The sequence below is a fragment of the Microbacterium sp. NPDC076768 genome, assembly GCF_040687205.1.
Lineage (GTDB): Bacteria > Actinomycetota > Actinomycetes > Actinomycetales > Microbacteriaceae > Microbacterium.
Genome location: NZ_JBFBMU010000002.1, coordinates 19,795 through 33,849, shown reverse-complemented (window position 1 = coordinate 33,849; position 14,055 = coordinate 19,795). Strand labels below are relative to the sequence as shown.

General features: G+C 61.7%; 13 protein-coding genes. 8 read left to right on the top strand and 5 right to left on the bottom strand.

The features are described from left to right. Positions 1–52 precede the first annotated feature (52 nt). Positions 53–1,336, bottom strand: a complete 1,284-nt coding sequence (locus AB0O87_RS06630) for an amidohydrolase family protein (RefSeq protein WP_363513078.1) — start codon at positions 1,334–1,336, stop codon at positions 53–55. A gap of 193 nt (positions 1,337–1,529) precedes the next feature. On the opposite strand from AB0O87_RS06630, the gene AB0O87_RS06625 reads away from it, so the two are divergent. The 4 genes from AB0O87_RS06625 (at position 1,530) to AB0O87_RS06610 (ending at position 5,526) form a co-directional block, all read left to right on the top strand. Then, positions 1,530–1,781, top strand: coding sequence for a LapA family protein (locus AB0O87_RS06625; RefSeq protein ID WP_363513075.1), 252 nt, complete (start codon positions 1,530–1,532; stop codon positions 1,779–1,781). Positions 1,782–1,794: 13 nt separating this feature from the next. Next, entirely contained in the window at positions 1,795–3,348 is a 1,554-nt protein-coding gene (locus AB0O87_RS06620; protein WP_363513073.1) for a LuxR C-terminal-related transcriptional regulator, read from the top strand. A gap of 5 nt (positions 3,349–3,353) precedes the next feature. Next, positions 3,354–4,697, top strand: coding sequence for a threonine/serine exporter family protein (locus AB0O87_RS06615; protein WP_363513070.1), 1,344 nt, complete (start codon positions 3,354–3,356; stop codon positions 4,695–4,697). Between the two features lie 97 nt (positions 4,698–4,794). Then, positions 4,795–5,526 carry a DUF981 family protein gene (locus tag AB0O87_RS06610; RefSeq protein ID WP_363513067.1) on the top strand — a complete coding sequence of 244 codons (732 nt, stop codon included), beginning with the start codon at positions 4,795–4,797 and terminating at the stop codon, positions 5,524–5,526. A gap of 101 nt (positions 5,527–5,627) precedes the next feature. Here the strand turns inward: AB0O87_RS06610 and nrdF are convergent, their stop codons facing one another. The 4 genes from nrdF to nrdH form a co-directional block, all read right to left on the bottom strand. After that, positions 5,628–6,605 (bottom strand): class 1b ribonucleoside-diphosphate reductase subunit beta, encoded by a 978-nt coding sequence (nrdF, locus tag AB0O87_RS06605; protein WP_363513064.1) that lies wholly within the window; start codon positions 6,603–6,605, stop codon positions 5,628–5,630. Between the two features lie 59 nt (positions 6,606–6,664). After that, a complete protein-coding gene (gene nrdE, locus AB0O87_RS06600; protein WP_363513061.1) occupies positions 6,665–8,809 on the bottom strand; it encodes a class 1b ribonucleoside-diphosphate reductase subunit alpha in 2,145 nt (714 codons plus the stop codon). Continuing rightward, on the bottom strand, positions 8,806–9,240 hold the full coding sequence (gene nrdI / locus AB0O87_RS06595; RefSeq protein ID WP_363513058.1) for a class Ib ribonucleoside-diphosphate reductase assembly flavoprotein NrdI: 435 nt from the start codon (positions 9,238–9,240) through the stop codon (positions 8,806–8,808). The genes nrdE and nrdI overlap by 4 nt, the downstream gene beginning before the upstream one ends. Before the next feature lie 98 nt (positions 9,241–9,338). Continuing rightward, a complete protein-coding gene (gene nrdH / locus AB0O87_RS06590; protein WP_363513055.1) occupies positions 9,339–9,572 on the bottom strand; it encodes a glutaredoxin-like protein NrdH in 234 nt (77 codons plus the stop codon). 358 nt (positions 9,573–9,930) lie between these two features. Here nrdH and AB0O87_RS06585 point away from each other — a divergent pair, with 358 nt between their 5' ends. The 4 genes from AB0O87_RS06585 to AB0O87_RS06570 are packed head-to-tail and all read left to right on the top strand — an operon-like array spanning position 9,931 to position 14,002. After that, a complete protein-coding gene (locus tag AB0O87_RS06585; RefSeq protein ID WP_363513052.1) occupies positions 9,931–11,139 on the top strand; it encodes an MFS transporter in 1,209 nt (402 codons plus the stop codon). Further along, positions 11,136–12,047: a sugar kinase gene (locus tag AB0O87_RS06580; protein ID WP_363513049.1), complete on the top strand. Its 912-nt coding sequence runs from the start codon at positions 11,136–11,138 to the stop codon at positions 12,045–12,047. Before AB0O87_RS06585 ends, AB0O87_RS06580 begins: the two co-directional genes overlap by 4 nt. A gap of 39 nt (positions 12,048–12,086) precedes the next feature. Further along, on the top strand, positions 12,087–12,845 hold the full coding sequence (locus AB0O87_RS06575; RefSeq protein ID WP_363513046.1) for an alpha/beta hydrolase: 759 nt from the start codon (positions 12,087–12,089) through the stop codon (positions 12,843–12,845). Next, entirely contained in the window at positions 12,842–14,002 is a 1,161-nt protein-coding gene (locus AB0O87_RS06570) for an acyl-CoA dehydrogenase family protein (protein WP_363513043.1), read from the top strand. Before AB0O87_RS06575 ends, AB0O87_RS06570 begins: the two co-directional genes overlap by 4 nt. Positions 14,003–14,055: the final 53 nt, after the last annotated feature.

Here is a 14,055-nt window from a genome sequence, read left to right as displayed (position 1 = left end):
ATCGGAAAGGGTCTTTGCGTGTGTGGGGGACGGGTCGTGCGGCAGACGCCTCCTAAGCCTCGTTCTTGATGACCTGGCCACCCTTGACGATGAGCGCGAAGTTCGAGTCAGGGTCAGCGATGAGCGAGAGATCCTCGAGCGGATCTCCGTTCACCAAGATGAGATCGGCCCATGCACCCTCGGCGATAACGCCAAGCTTGGCGCCGCGGTAGGTGTTGCGCTCCCCCGCAAGCTCAAACAGGGAGGCGTTGCCTGAGGTGAGCATTTTCAGGGCGTCAACGTTGCTGTAGAAATCGCTGAGGCGAGCAGCCATCACGCTCTGGCGAGCGGCGGACTGCGGCTCAAGCAACAGGTCGGTACCCCACGCCGTCTTCACGCCGTACTGCTGGGCCCAGCCGTACACCTCTTCGGTGCCGTGGCAGATCTCAGTGTTCTTGGCGGCGCGCACAGGGTCGGGGTAGTGGTGGTCGTCTTCGGCGAACGGCTGCATCGATAGCCATGCACCCGACTCACCGATGAGCTGGATGGTCGCTTCGTCAGCGAGGTGGCCGTGCTCAATCGACGTGACGCCGGCCTTGAGCGCACGGGCGATGCCCGCTGGCGTGTAGACGTGCGTCGCCACGTAGGTGCCGTAGTCGGCCGCCGCCTGCACGGCAGCTCTGATCTCGGACGGACGGTACTGCAGCGTGCTGAGCGGGTCATACATCGAGGCGGCGCCGCCGCCGAGTGTGAGCTTGATCTGGCTCGCACCCATCTTGAGCTGTTCTCTGACCGCAGCAAGCACACGAGGCACACCGTCAGCGACGCGGGTGAAGTGGATGTCTTCGGTGCGGCTCGGCTTGCCGCCGAACTCTTCCGGAACGTCGTAGACAAACGAGAAGTCTGCGTGTCCTGAAGTCTGCGAGATCATCGCCTGGCTGGGGAAGATGCGGGGGCCCTCGAACACGCCGCGGTCGATCAGCGACTTCACCGGCGCTGTGTCACCGCCCATGTCGCGCACGCTGGTGAACCCACGCAGCAGCATCCGCTTCGCCTCGGCGATGGTGTTGCCGTAGAGAGCGCCGGTCGGTCCCTGCAGGAACTCCGTCATGCTGTTTGCGTTGCCCATGAGGTGCACGTGCGCGTCGCTCAGGCCTGGCATCAAGAAGCGGCCCTTGCCGTCAATCTCGATGACCCCTTCCGAGGCATCTCCGGCGACGGGAGAAGAGGAGACGGCGACGACGTGGGGGCCCTCGACCAGAACATCAACGTTGTCTTGCGTCTTGTTGTTGACGCCGTCGAACACACGAACGTTGCGGATGATGATTCTTTGCGGGGAATGTGTTCTTGGGGTCATGGCCGCGAGACTATGCTGATTCCCCTCCTCCGCGTTGGGCCTCGCGGTAGATTTCCCCCCCTGCATCACTCGGGGCATAATCTTGCGCATAATCTCTGTTTCACCCGGTCATCACCCTCTCGTCTCCCACCGCGAGAGTGGGTAATGTCCTTAACAGGACCCTCGCCTCGGTGCGGGATGTATGAGGAGATCGATGTCTAGTACGAAGAACCCTGCCGGTGGACCAGTCGAGCCACAATCCAAGTCGAACAACGCACGAGCTGTCGTGGCGATTATCATCACCATCGCTGCCCTCGCATTCGTGTTTTCGAATGTCGGTCCGGCGACACTCCGCTTTCTTTTTCTGGAGTTCACCACGCCCGCCTGGGGATGGTTTCTCGCCGTCCTGGCTGCCGGCGTTGTGATTGGATCACTCTTTCCCTGGTTTCGTCCGCGGAAGAGATGATTCCCCCTAGAAAATGAACCTGACAGATGCCATCAGTGCCGCTCAAGCTCTGCGAGATTCCCGCGCCACTGGCGACCCCGAAATGGTTGCCCGTGCGGCCATGGGCAATATCTGGCCTCTTTACAACAATCACTTTGATGAGCTGACCACCGCCGTCGAATCCCTCCCGGTGCCGGTACTTCACAGATATCCGGTTTTGCGAATTCTGCACCGGATGACTCCGGTTTTAGCGCGCACCGCCGCGCCGTTTAAGCCGCTGATCTATCCGGACGATGCACGCAACATGTCTTCGGACGAATTAGACATTTTGACGATGGTGCAGATGATCGCATTTCGTTTGAGCGGAGATGTCGCTGCAGCAATGATTTATGCACGGCGTCTCCAAGAACGCATTATGAGCGAGCACGGTGAGGCTCGCGATCGCGTTGATGGACCGCTCTGGTTCTACCACCACCAGATCGGATCAACGTTCCTGGCCGCCGGCGACTCATCCGCCGCACTGCGGGAGTTCGGCACGGCGTATGACCTCGGAGTAATCTCCCGTCAACCAGACGCCGAGCGGATGATCTTGGGGCGGATGGCACTTGCGCATGCGGTTCGCGGGTCGGTCGACGACGCCGAGCGCGCGCTGCGGACGATTGATGCGCTTCCGGCACCGTCTGCAGCCCATCGCGTCTCGACGAACGCGACGGAGCGCACATCACGAGCGCTCGTCAGCATCGAGCGGATGGCATCAGACAGCGACCAGCTCTTAGGTCAGCTCGAAACTTATGACAGCTTCGAATTGACCTGGCCGTTCGCGTTGCTGGCACGCACACGACGCCTGCTTGCGGCCCATCACACCGACGAAGCACTCGAGGCCGTGCAGCTAGCGCGCGACGCGCATCTCGACCAGCATGGCGCTTTTGCCTCCGACGTGATCAACGCCACATCAATCGAGGCGATGTGGTCGGCCGGCGATAGGTCTGCCGCACGGCGAGTCGTGGCGTCGGCGACACGTTCCGGATACCTCACGCAGCTGGCGATCATTCGACTTGACCTCCTTGACGCGCAACTCGACGATGCCACGCGGGGTCTTCGAGAGCTTGCGCGCGACCGTTCGTTGGGGCCTGGTCCTCGCGCAGAGAGCGGACTGCTTTCTGCGTGGTTGGAGTATTTGCTCACCGACACCCTCAGCGAGGAAACCGCACTGCAGGTAGCGAGGATTGCAGAGCGGCCGAGCATGCGGCGCCTGCTCTCCTCTATGCCGACGCAGCTCATCCGCAAGGTGCAGCAACAGTTGCCGTCTTTCGAAGCGGCCGCATTCGATGCAGCAACGGCTGGCCTTGGATCTGTGAACCATCTGCGCCCTCCTGCCCTCACGCCAAGCGAGCTCAGAGTGCTCAAAGCTCTCCCCCAGCACAAGACCACCGCTGAGATCGCCGCCGCTCTTTTCGTCTCCCCCAACACGATCAAGTCGCAGCTGAAGTCGCTTTACCGCAAGCTCCACTGCTCCAACAGAGAAGAAGCGATCGCCGCCGCCATCAGGTATCACCTTCTCCCCGATGGTGCGGCACAGGGAAGGTGACCCCGTTGCCTGACAACACCGAAGACCCGAAACCTGGCGTGTTCAGTCGCACCCTCGGCGCCTTCCAGGCGCTTCGACCTCGTTCGTCGACTGCTCCCCGCCCTGTGCCGGAGGTCGGGATCCCCGCGATGCTCGGACAGCTCGGGGCAGCGCTCTTGTCGTCATCGCAAGCGACCAACGATGTCGAGGACACCCTGAACTTGCTCGCCGAGCACTACGGTCGAGGCGACCTGCGCGTGTTCGTTCTCCCGACGCTTGTGCTGATCGAGGATCCCGGAAACACGACGTCCCAGACGTCGCTGTTTCCGGTCAAAGGAGAAGCGCTACGTCTCGATCAGGTAGACGCGGTCGAGCGTCTGGTGCGCCATGCCATTGAAGAGTCGACGCCTCCGGACGATGTCGTGGCGCGGCTTACGGAGATTCGTGCGAGCCACGCCCGGTTCGGGGCGCTGCTCACCGTTTTCGGTTACACCCTCCTGACTGTCGGCTTCGGCATGGTGCTCAATCCCACCGTCACCGCGCTCCCCGTGTACGTCGTACTGGGTGCGATCGTGGGTCCGATCGTGCTGTTTGGAAGTCGCGTTGCCACACTGTCGCTGATATTGCCGGTAGTGACCGCCTTCTCCGTCACCCTCCTGATATCGCTTCTGGTGCGTCCGCTCGTGCACGACGATGTGCTCAGACTCGTCGCCCCGGCGCTCGTCTCGTTTCTTCCTGGGCTCACCCTCACGATCGCCGCGGTCGAACTCACCTCCGGGCAGATGATGGCTGGCGCCAGCCGGCTCGTCTACGGCATCGCGCGACTCGGGCTCCTGGCCTTCGGCGTCTACGCTGGCATCTCCATTGCTGGTGAGCCGCCAGCGCCGACAACCGCGCCCACACAGCTGGGCGCCTGGGCGCCATGGGTGGGTATCGCACTGGTGAGCTTGGGCTACTACCTGTTCTCCGCAGCGCCACGACGCTCGCTCGTATGGATTCTGTACGCCCTGCTGGTCGCATACGCTGCACAGCTGCTCGGGGATGCGCTGGTGGGGCCGGAGATGTCTGGCCTCATCGGCGCGATGATCGTTATCCCCGCCGTAATGCTCGCCGGCCACCTGAAATCTGCGCCAGCGACCGCTGTCATGCTCACCTGTGCGTATTGGTTGCTCGTGCCTGGAGCAATGGGGTTCATCGGCCTCAGCGAAGCGGCGTCTGGAACCTCCGGCGCGACGGATACGATCTTGCGCACCTTCGGATCCCTCACTGCCATCGCAATCGGAATGCTCCTTGGTGGTGGGCTCAGCCACGACTTCACCGTGGCATCTCGTGGGTGGAAGCAAGCACGAGCGAATCCTCGACGCGCCTAGCGTCCGTCGCGCCCCTCTTCGAATCGCCCTCACCCGTTGATCGCTGGGAGACTGGAGGAAATAGTGCGTAATTTGCGCGAGGAATGGAGGAATAACGGTGGATTTCATCACGGGCGAAGAAGGTGGGCTCGTTATTGACTGGACGCAGATGGCGACCTACAACACCATCATGTCGATCGCTGCGGGCGCGGGGCTCCTGCTTCTGATTGGACTTGGCCGTTCCCTACACGGCGACAAGACCTTCAGACCCGAAGGCTGGGCGCTGAGCGCAGGGGTGCTCGGGTTTATCCTGACGCTGACCGGTGGGCACATGACCCTCACATGGCCGTTCGCGAAGTACTTCCCGTTCGACAACATCATCTTCGGTGAGACCAGCCTCGCGTTCGGTGTGTTGCTGCTCGCCACCGCGTTCTACCTCTGGAAGCGCGGAAGCGTACTCGCTACCGCTGAAGACCGTGCCGAGGAAGCAGCAGCAACAGCCAAGCCGCTCGGTATTTTCGTGTTCGGTCTCGGCCTGGCACTGTTCGGCATCGCCGCAGCCGGCGTCATCTTCCAGCTGTTCGCGGCACCTGCACAGGAGCCGATCTCCGGTGCATTCGCCGAATGGCCGTGGATCGAAGCTCTCTTCATGTCCGGCTTGTTCGCTCTCGTCGGTGTCGGAGCGGTGTTGTTCCCGTTCGCGCTCCGGTCATTCTCTAGCGCCACCCCGCTGAACGCCGTCGCCAAGGTGCTCGGCGTTGTGTGGAGCATCACCGGAGTCGTGTTCTTGCTTTTTGGAGCACTGAACTTCTATACGCACATCGGACTCATCGTCAACACGATGGGGTGAGATAGCGCGAAAGCCCTCGTCGGCACCCTCCCGGAGGAGGTGCGGACGAGGGCTTTCGGTATACAGCGCGGGTTTTACCGCTGGGGGCTTATCGCTGGGGTTTAGAAGTCCCAGTCGTCGTCTTCCGTCGCCTCGGCCTTGCCGATGACGTACGACGAGCCAGACCCGGAGAAGAAGTCGTGGTTCTCGTCCGCGTTCGGAGACAGGGCAGACAGAATCGCCGGGTTCACGTCAGTGACGCTCGAGGGGAACATCGCCTCGTAGCCCAGGTTCATCAGAGCCTTGTTGGCGTTGTAGTGGAGGAATTTCTTCACGTCTTCGGTCAGACCGACTCCGTCATAGAGGTCCTGCGTGTACTGCACCTCGTTGTCGTACAGCTCGTACAGCAACGTGAACGTGTAGTCCTTCAGCTCATCACGCTCCGCCTGGGTGACCTTCTCCAGCCCCTTCTGGAACTTGTAGCCGATGTAATACCCGTGCACGGCCTCGTCACGAATGATGAGACGGATCAGGTCGGCCGTGTTTGTCAGCTTCGCCCGGCTAGACCAGTGCATCGGCAGGTAGAACCCCGAGTAGAACAGGAAGCTCTCCAGCAGAGTGGAGGCGACCTTGCGCTTCAGCGGGTTATCGCCGCGGTAGAAGTCCATGACGATCTGAGCCTTCTTCTGAAGGTTCGGGTTCTCGACAGACCACCGGAACGCCTCGTCGATCTCTTTTGTCGACGCGAGCGTCGAGAAGATCGAGGAGTAGCTCTTCGCGTGCACCGACTCCATGAACGCGATGTTCGTGTAAACGGCTTCCTCGTGCGGGGTGATCGCATCCGGAATCAGCGAAACAGCTCCCACCGTCGCCTGCACGGTGTCAAGCAGCGTAAGCCCGGTGAACACCCGCATGGTGAGCAGCTGCTCATCGGGGGTCAGCGTGTTCCACGACTGAATGTCGTTAGACAGCGGAATCTTCTCCGGCAACCAGAAGTTGTTGACGAGACGGTTCCAGACCTCTACGTCTTTGTCATCCTGAATGCGGTTCCAGTTGATCGCCTGCACATGGTCGACCAGCTTGAGGGGTTCGGGGGTCATATCTGTATCGTTCCTAAGTCCTGGGTCACTGAGACTGTCGAATTTGCTTCAGGAGCGCGTCAGAGCATGCACGAGACGCACTCGGCCATGTCGGTGCCCTCAAGCGCCAGCTGACGCAGACGGATGTAGTAGATCGTCTTGATGCCCTTGCGCCATGCGTAGATCTGCGCCTTGTTGATGTCGCGCGTGGTGGCGGTGTCTTTGAAGAACAGCGTCAGCGACAGCCCCTGGTCGACGTGCTGCGTCGCAGCGGCATACGTGTCGATGACCTTCTCGTAGCCGATCTCATACGCGTCCTGGTAGTACTCCAGGTTGTCGTTCGTCATGAACGCCGCCGGGTAGTACACACGGCCGAGCTTGCCTTCCTTGCGGATCTCGACCTTCGACGCGATCGGGTGAATCGACGACGTGGAGTTGTTGATGTACGAGATGGAACCGGTCGGCGGAACGGCCTGCAGGTTCTGGTTGTAGATGCCGTGCTTCTGGATCGACGCCTTCAGCTCCGCCCAGTCATCCTGCGTCGGGATGTGCTTGCCTGCGAACATCTCCTTGACCTTCTCGGTCTCAGGAACCCAGGCTCGCTCGATGTACTTGTCGAAGAACGTTCCAGACGCGTAGGTCGAGTCCTCGAACCCATCAAACGTCGTGCCGCGCTCAATGGCGAGGTTGTTCGATGCCCGCAGTGCGTGGAACAGCACCGTGTAGAAGTAGATGTTCGTGAAGTCGATGCCCTCTTCGGAGCCGTAGTAGACGTGCTCGCGCGCAAGGTAGCCGTGCAAGTTCATCTGGCCGAGGCCGATCGCATGAGAGCGGTCGTTTCCGTCTTCAATCGAGCGCACAGAACCGATGTGGCTCTGGTCGCTCACCGCGGTCAGAGCACGAATCGCCGTCTCCACCGTCTGGCCGAGGTCATCGGCGTCCATCGACAGCGCGATGTTCATCGAACCGAGGTTGCACGAGATGTCCTTACCGATGTTGTCGTATGACAGGTCGGCGTTGTAGGTCGTTGGCGTGTTCACCTGCAGGATTTCGCTGCAGAGGTTCGACATGTTGATGCGACCCTTGATCGGGTTGGCCTTGTTCACCGTGTCTTCGAACATGACGTACGGGTAGCCGGACTCGAACTGAATCTCTGCGACGGTCTGGAAGAACTCGCGCGCGTTGATCTTGGTCTTCTTGATGCGAGGGTTGTCGACCATCTCGCGGTACTTCTCGGTGACAGAGATGTCGCCGAACGGCACTCCGTAAACCTTTTCTACGTCGTACGGCGAGAACAGGTACATGTCTTCATCGTTCTTCGCGAGCTCGAACGTGATGTCTGGCACAACGACACCGAGCGACAGCGTCTTGATGCGAATCTTCTCGTCGGCGTTCTCACGCTTCGTGTCAAGGAAGCGCATGATGTCCGGGTGGTGCGCGTTGAGGTACACCGCGCCAGCACCCTGACGAGCACCGAGCTGGTTGGCGTAGCTGAAGCTGTCTTCGAGAAGCTTCATCACGGGAATGATGCCGGACGATTGGTTCTCGATCTGCTTGATCGGGGCGCCAGACTCACGAATGTTCGAGAGCAACAGCGCCACGCCGCCGCCGCGCTTGGAGAGCTGCAGCGCGGAGTTGATGCCGCGAGCGATCGACTCCATGTTGTCTTCGATGCGCAGCAGGAAGCAGCTGACGAGCTCGCCACGCTGTGCCTTGCCCGAGTTCAAGAAAGTCGGGGTCGCGGGCTGGAAACGGCCAGAGATGATCTCTTCCACCAGCGCAACGGCAAGCTTCTCATCGCCGCCTGCCAGACCGAGAGCCGTCATTACGACGCGGTCTTCGAAACGCTCCAGGTAACGCTTGCCATCGAAAGTCTTGAGCGTGTAGCTCGTGTAGTACTTGAAAGCTCCGAGGAACGTCTCGAAACGGAACTTCATGCCGTAAGCCAGATCGTTGAGCTTCTGGATGAACTCCATCGAGTACTGCTCGATAACGGCGCTCTCGTAGTACTCCTTCTCTACGAGGTAGTCCAGACGCTCCTGAAGCGAGTGGAAGAACACCGTGTTCTGGTTCACGTGCTGCAGGAAGTACTCCCGCGCCGCACGCTTGTCTGCATCGAACTGGATCTTGCCGTCCGCGTCGTACAGGTTCAGCATCGCGTTAAGCGAGTGATAGTCGAGACCCTCGTAGGCAGGATTCGCTTTGAATGCCACTGCCTCTGTCACTGGAGCTTCCACTGTCGTTCCAATCCGTCGCTCACGCGATCCACATCGTCTGGTGTGCCAAAAATTTCGAGCCTGTACAAGTGCGGCACGTGGCACTTGCGGCTAATGATGTCGCCGGCGCGGCAAAAAGAATCGCCGAAGTTGGTGTTCCCCGCAGAAATCACTCCGCGAATGTGACGCCGGTTGCGCTCGTCGTTGAGAAACCGGATCACTTGTTTGGGAACGGCGCCCTTCTCCACGCCGCGTCCCTCACCCCCACCATAGGTAGGAGTGACCAGCACGAAAGGCTCATCAATGATGAGGTCTTCTTCGTGCCGTTGGAGGGGAATCCTTCGGGCGGGGAACCCGAGCTTTTCGATAAACCGTGCCGTGTTGCCCGACACACTCGAGAAGTAGACCAGAAGCGGCGCAGCGGTAGCAACGGCGCTCATAGTCATCTCCTCGGGTTAGTGAGCCTGTCGAACTAGGCCTGTCGAACTAGGCCAGTCGAACTACGGGTTAGTGAGCCTGTCGAACTGGGCCAGTCGAACTAGGCCAGTCGAGATGCGAGCTCGTCGATCTTGTCCGGGCGGAAGCCCGACCAGTGGCCCTCATCGGTCACCACAACAGGAGCCTGCATGTAGCCGAGCGCCTTGACCTGCTCCAGCGCCGTCGGGTCTTCTGACAGGTCGTGGATCTCGTACTCAATGCCCTTGGCATCCAGTGCACGGTAGGTCGCGTTGCACTGAACGCAGGAAGGCTTGGTGTAGACCGTGATCGACATCTTTTTTGTTACCCCTCAAATCTCTGGCCCGTTTTCAGCGGGCAATTTCCGGCAACCTCCGCCGGGACTTCAATACTACATATGGGGACCGACATTGAGGGCGACCACAAGGGGTAGTAGTTACATCCGTGTAGTTATCCACCGTTGTCCACCGGTTCAACACAGGTTCTCCACCGTTTCCTCCACAGGCAACACCTCTTCACAGCGCCATCTCATCCGCATGAAATCGCGGCTGGCAAGCCGCTGTGAGCGATCCATCCACAGGAGGGACGCTACGACGGGCTTCCGACATTCCACCCCCTGTGGAATTGGAGGTTCGGCGTGTCGCGTGCGGGCCGTCTGCCGGTAGCTTTATCTCGTGGCGGGATATCAAGATCTTCTTCGCACGCCTGGAGTGGCGCGCATGATCGCTGCTCAGTTGACCGCACGTTTTCCCAACGGGATGCTGTCGCTGGCGATCCTGCTTCACGTCGAACAGCAGACGGGCTCATACGGGTCTGCCGGACTCGTTCTCGCCGCGACCAGCGTGGGCCAAGCCGTCGCCGGCCCTGTCACCAGTCGTTGGATGGGCGTATGGGGCATGCGGAAGGTGATCACGCTGACGCTCACCGTCTGCGTGATGTCGGTGTTGACCTTGGGTCTTCTTCCGCTGTCGCCCCCTGGATATATGGCTCTCGGCATGGTTGCCGGACTCTCTACTCCTCCTATCCAGCCTGCCGTCCGTACGATCTACCCCAAGCTGGTGAACTCCTCCCAGCTCACGCCGCTCTTCTCTCTTGACGCCTCCCTGCAAGAAATCATCTGGATCCTCGCCCCTGTCGTCATCACCCTCGTGTCCACACAGGTCGGCACGACCGAGGGCCTCATCCTGGTAGCGATCATCCTCGTCGCTGGCGGGGCATGGTTCGTCCTCTCCCCCGAAGTCGGACGCGTGCGCATCCCGAGAAGTCGCAGCGCCCTGGGAAAAGTTGTCCTCAAACCTCCGGTGATGCTGGCCACCGTGATCGGCTTTCTCTTGATCGGCGCGTGTGCCGCCGTTGAAGTCGGCGTTGTCGCCACCTTCGAACACGGCAGCATCACTGCGGGCCTTGTGCTCGCGGTGTTCGCGGTGGGAAGCCTGGCTGGCGGACTCACTTTCGGCCACATCCCGATCGGCCCCTGGGCGATGGCGCGACGCCTGTTGATCCTGACGGTGGGCCTCGGACTCACGATGGTCATGCTCAACGTGTACTGGCTTGGCGGCGCCCTCATCCTCGCCGGTATCGGGATCGCCCCCGCTCTCGCCGTTCTTTTTGCCATCACTTCGGCTAGCGTGAAGTTCAGCGAGACTGCCGAGGCATTCGGCTGGGCGAGCACCGGTCAGCTGATCGGAGCTGCCGCCGGGTCGGCAGTCGCTGGCTTCCTTGTCGATGTCGGCGACTGGCGCGGTGCCTACCTGGCTGCCACGATCTTCGCCGCGGCTGGGTTGTTCGTCTCCATCGTTTTTGTTCGCTCGTTTCCTGATCTGCGTCACCGCGACGCAAGCCCCCATCCCGACACTGAACCCCTGGCGGTCACACCTTCATGAGCTCCCCTGACACCTTGACCTCTGTCCCCGAGATCGTCTGCGTTGGCGAGAACATGGCACTGATCACGCCGACAGATGCCGGACTCAACCAGGCAACCCACGCAACGATCGGCCTGGCTGGTGCCGAAGCAAATGTGGCCGCCGGCGTGGTCGCGGCCGGTCACCGAGTCGCCTGGGCCTCTCGACTCGGGAACGACCCGCTGGGAGATCGCATCCTTTCCGATCTGGGACGCCGCGGCATGGATCTATGGGTGGAGCGCGACGACGACGCCCCCACTGGAGTGATGTTCAAAGACCCCGGCGTTGAATCCTCCGCCGTCTACTACTACCGAAAGGGCTCGGCTGCCGCCCGGATGGCCGCAGGCTTCTTGACGGCGGACCGACTCCAGGGCGTGCGCATCGTGCACACCACCGGGATCACCCCTGCGCTCTCCGCTTCATGCAGCGAGATGGTCGATGAGCTTTTCACTGCCGCCCGCGCGGCAAACGCCCTCGTGTCATTCGACGTGAACGACCGCCGTCCGCTGTGGAGCCGGGAAGAGGCTTCTGCGACACTGGCCCGCCTTGCCGATGCCGCCGACATCACCTTTGTGGGACGCGATGAGGCAGAACGCATCTGGGGCACAGTGACGCCAGCCGAAATCCGCGCCTTCCTCCCCCACTGCGCACTGCTGGTGGTCAAAGACGGCGATGTCGGCGCTACGGCGTTCGAAGGCGACGCCGAGCCTGTCTTCGTGCCAGCGCCCGTCGTCGATGTCGTCGAACCTGTCGGCGCTGGCGACGCTTTCGCCTCCGGGTTCCTTGCCGCCACCCTCGATGGCGCAGATCTTGCTGCACGCCTGTCTGCCGGTCACGCCGCGGCGGAACGCGTGCTGACAATAGCCGCCGATCTGCCTCCGCTGGACTGATACTCGGCTGGACAGTTTCCACAGTCGTAGGCTGGTGGCATGCCTGCGCCCCTCACCCTGCCCCGCATTTCTTGGGGTTACCCCACGGCGTCTCGACGTGCCCTCCTCGTGCACGGGCTCGGCTCGTCTGCCGCCCTCATGTGGCGCCTGGGAGATGCGCTCGCGGCGGAGGGATGGCATGCCACCGCTGTTGATCTTCGCGGGCACGGCGACGCCCCGCGCGCTCTGGACTACTCCGTGGGTGCCTATAGTGCTGACCTCGCAGCATCGCTCCCCGAAGACGGTGGAGCGTGGGATGCGGTCATCGGGCACTCCTTGGGAGCCGCTGCCGCCACGGTCGCAGCGGCAAATGCGCCGGAGTGGACGCGTCGTCTCGTGCTCATCGATCCGGCGATCTACGTCGACGGCCGCGATGCGGCGATCATCCGCAACAGCCAAGAGCGCGCATTCGCCGACGCGAGGGTAGAAACCGTCGAGCAGGAGCATCCGCACTGGCACCCGCAAGATCACGAGCTCAAGGTAGACGCCGTGCGGCGCGCGAGCGCGTGGGCCATCGAGCAGACCAGCGTCCAGAACCAGCCGTGGGATGTGCGCCCCGAGGCCACCCGCCTCGCTGTCCCCACGCACGTGATTGGCGCTGATCCCGAGGTTTACAGCCTCTTTACCGGCGACGTGGCGGCCGAAGTTCTTGCCTCTAATCCCCTCATCACCATGTCTGTCGTCGCGAGCGCAGGGCATTCCTTGCACCGCGACCGACCAGACGAATCCATCCGGCACCTTGTGGAGGCACTGGCATGAGCGACTTCGATCCGGCAGATTTCCTTCCAGACGACCTCCTCCAGCGCATCCGCGAGCGCGCTCCGATTCATGACAGGGAGAACACGTTCCCTCAACACGATCTCGACGAGTTGAAGGCGGCGGGCTATCTGTCGATCTTGGTGCCGAAGTCCCGCGGCGGAGCAGGTCTGGGTCTCGCAGAAGCTGCGGCGCTGCAGCAGCGTCTGGCCGGCGCTGCACCTGCAACCGCGCTCGCGATCAACATGCACCTTGTCTGGACCGGCGTTGCCAAGGTGTTCTCCGACCGAGGGGTCTCTGGCCTCGAGTTCGTGCAGGACGGCGCTGTCGCCGGCGAAGTGTTCGCTTTCGGGATCAGCGAGGGTGGCAACGACCTCGTGCTCTTCGGGAGCGACACCACCGCAACGCCAGACGATCGCGGTGGCTACACGTTTACGGGCACCAAAATCTTCACCTCACTCGCCCCCGTGTGGACACGGCTGGGACTCCACGGTCTCGACACCACGAGCCCAGATGCCCCGAAACTCGTGTTCGCTTTTGTGGAGCGCACTGCCGCTGTCACCACCTCAGACGACTGGGACACCCTGGGTATGCGGGCAACGCAAAGCCGTACGACACGACTGAACGGTGCCGTCGCAGACCCCGCACACGTCGTTCGCCGCATCGACCCTGGACCGAGCCCTGACCCCATCGTCTTCGGGATCTTCTCCGTCTTCGAAATCCTCCTCGCCTCGGTGTACACCGGCATCGCTCGCCGCGCCGTGGAGCTGGCGGTCGAGGCCGCACAGGCACGGCGTTCGAAGAAGACCGGACGCTCGTACGCGCAAGACCCCGATATCCGCTGGCGGATCGCAGAGATGGCGATCGCGTACGACGCCCTCCCCCCGCAGATTTCCACGCTGGCCGACGACGTCGACAACCGTGTCGATCGAGGCGGCCAATGGTTCCCTGCACTTTCCGGAGTGAAACACAGGGCGATCACCATGGCCAAGCTCGTCGTCGATCAGGCGATGCTCGTCGCCGGCGGAGGGTCGTATTTTGCCGCGAACGAGCTCTCCCGGCTCTACCGCGACGTGCTGGCTGGAGCGTTTCACCCCTCAGACCCTGAGTCCGCCCACGCCACCGCGGCGAGCGCGTGGCTCGGACCGCTGGAAGGGTAGCGAAACTCGCCGAATCCCCCGCATATTATGCTCTCGTCCACGAAATCAGTTGC

What these genes read in the sequence shown, in the direction of transcription:
- AB0O87_RS06630 (WP_363513078.1), bottom strand. Translation starts at nt 1,336, where the DNA reads ATGACCCCAAGAACACATTCCCCGCAAAGAATCATCATCCGCAACGTT.
- AB0O87_RS06625 (WP_363513075.1), top strand. Translation starts at nt 1,530, where the DNA reads ATGTCTAGTACGAAGAACCCTGCCGGTGGACCAGTCGAGCCACAATCC.
- AB0O87_RS06620 (WP_363513073.1), top strand. Translation starts at nt 1,795, where the DNA reads ATGAACCTGACAGATGCCATCAGTGCCGCTCAAGCTCTGCGAGATTCC.
- nrdF (WP_363513064.1), bottom strand. Translation starts at nt 6,605, where the DNA reads ATGACCCCCGAACCCCTCAAGCTGGTCGACCATGTGCAGGCGATCAAC.
- nrdI (WP_363513058.1), bottom strand. Translation starts at nt 9,240, where the DNA reads ATGAGCGCCGTTGCTACCGCTGCGCCGCTTCTGGTCTACTTCTCGAGT.
- nrdH (WP_363513055.1), bottom strand. Translation starts at nt 9,572, where the DNA reads ATGTCGATCACGGTCTACACCAAGCCTTCCTGCGTTCAGTGCAACGCG.
- AB0O87_RS06580 (WP_363513049.1), top strand. Translation starts at nt 11,136, where the DNA reads ATGAGCTCCCCTGACACCTTGACCTCTGTCCCCGAGATCGTCTGCGTT.
- AB0O87_RS06575 (WP_363513046.1), top strand. Translation starts at nt 12,087, where the DNA reads ATGCCTGCGCCCCTCACCCTGCCCCGCATTTCTTGGGGTTACCCCACG.
- AB0O87_RS06570 (WP_363513043.1), top strand. Translation starts at nt 12,842, where the DNA reads ATGAGCGACTTCGATCCGGCAGATTTCCTTCCAGACGACCTCCTCCAG.